Origin of the sequence: Mesorhizobium sp. M8A.F.Ca.ET.165.01.1.1 (assembly GCF_004792065.1) — a bacterium.
In the GTDB taxonomy this organism is placed as follows: Bacteria; Pseudomonadota; Alphaproteobacteria; order Rhizobiales; family Rhizobiaceae; genus Mesorhizobium.
In genome coordinates this window covers 1-307 of the sequence record NZ_SRTH01000193.1, presented here as the reverse complement: position 1 = coordinate 307, position 307 = coordinate 1, and the positions used below count along the sequence as shown (strand labels likewise).

Annotated in this window: 1 pseudogene; it reads left to right on the top strand. The window is 70.0% G+C overall.

Annotated features, from left to right (window positions below):
• Positions 1-307: pseudogene (locus EN808_RS35710) on the top strand (glycine cleavage system protein T); the annotation flags it as partial.

Here is a 307-nt window from a genome sequence, read left to right as displayed (position 1 = left end):
CTGGGTCGCCTGCGGCGTCATGGCCGGCTTCAGCCAGGGCGGCGGCGTCGGCAAGTCGCTGGCCGAGTGGATGATCTATGGCGAGCCGCAGGCCGACATCTTCGGCATGGACATCGCCCGCTACGGCGCCTTCGCCGCCAACCGCGAGTATCTCAGGCAAACGACGCGCCAGTTCTACGCCCGCCGCTTCGTCATGACCTTCCCCAACGAGCGCCTGCCTGCCGGGCGGCCGCTCAAGCGTCCCGGCGCCTATGACGGCATGAGCGCCGCCGGCGCCGAGTGGACGGCGTCCTGGGGTCTGGAAATC